General features: G+C 66.4%; 1 protein-coding gene. It reads right to left on the bottom strand.

Features of this window, described 5'->3' with window-relative positions:
• The coding region (locus MOV75_RS38535) for a hypothetical protein (protein WP_247008063.1) at positions 1–1,296 on the bottom strand (1,296 nt) is incomplete at both ends.

Genomic DNA, 1,296 nt, shown 5'->3' with positions numbered 1-1,296 from the left:
CGCCGAGATGGCCGAGCGCGATCAGCGCCAGCGCCGCGTCGAACACGTTCATCTCCGCGGCCATCAGCTCGCCCTTGACGTAGGACAGCACGCGATGGCGGACGAAATCGAAATCGCCGGCGGGATCGATCGCGGCCTGCGCCGCCAGCGGCAGCGCCAGGAAGGCCGCATAACAACGGCCGAAATAGGCGCTGTAGAGCTCCGGCAGGTAATAGATGTGCGAGCGCGGATTGGCGAAGGCGCCGCTGGCGGCCAGCCGCTTCTGGAAGCCGATGATGCGATGCACCGTGGCGAGCCGCGACGGCGTCTCCAGGATTTTCCAGCGTGCGAGGTTGCGAAAGCTGACCTCGAGAATGTCGAGATTGAGCGTCGGATCGAGGTCGTTGCCGTAGGGACGCTCGCCCGCGAGATTGTCGATCCAGGTCGCGACCCCGCCCTCATAGTCGATATTGTCGTTGAGCGGCACGGTCACGCGCGGCGCGTTGATGCCGGCGCGCACCTGGTAGCCGGAATAGAAATCGAGCAGCGGCTGGTCGATGATCGCGTCGGTGCAGCCGGCCTGCGTCGCTGCCGAGATCGAGCACGCCGTGGTGTCACAGTCAGGCACGTAAATGCCGAAGCCGAGGTCCTGCTTGATCTGCGCGAAGTAGCGGGAGAAGCGCGGATGCGGCGCGGGCGCCAGCGCGGTGATGACGTTGAAGCGTGCGCCGTCGATGCCCTCGACCTCCTCGCGGCTGATGTTGACGCAGAAATCCACCATGTCGGCGATGGCGCGCTCTGCCGCGACCTTGTCGGCCGATGAGGCGAGCCCGGTCTCGCCATAGCTCAGCAGCGCCTCGATGAAGAACGCGTCGTAATAGGCCGAGCGGTGCTGGATCTGCACCGGCTCCCACATCGGCTCGGCGATGCCGGTCCAGGGCGGATTGACGACGGCCCGTGCCGGCGAACGCGCGATGAAGACGCGGGCGAGGTTGAACAGCAGCGAGGAATTCTTGTAGCCGCGGGCGTTGAGGCCTGTGAGCGCCATGATCAGCTCGCGGCCGCGGAAATCGGGATCGCCGATCAGGTTGAAGGCGGCATAGGTCGGCAGGAAACCGTTTCGGCGGTAGGAGCCGAGCAGATGCTGCGCGCAATCGCGGATTACGCCGTCGATCTGCGTCTGCGGCGGCGCGGAGCCGGTGAATATCGCCGGCGGCGGTTTGGGATGGTCGGTAGCGATGCTGTCGACGAGATCGGCGACTGGCTGGCCGACCGCCGCCCAGTCGGGTTCGGTCTCGTCGCGGGCGCGAACCAGCG

The organism is Bradyrhizobium sp. PRIMUS42, from assembly GCF_023006515.1.
Taxonomy (GTDB): domain Bacteria; phylum Pseudomonadota; class Alphaproteobacteria; order Rhizobiales; family Xanthobacteraceae; genus Bradyrhizobium.
This window is presented reverse-complemented; position numbering and strand designations above follow the sequence as displayed.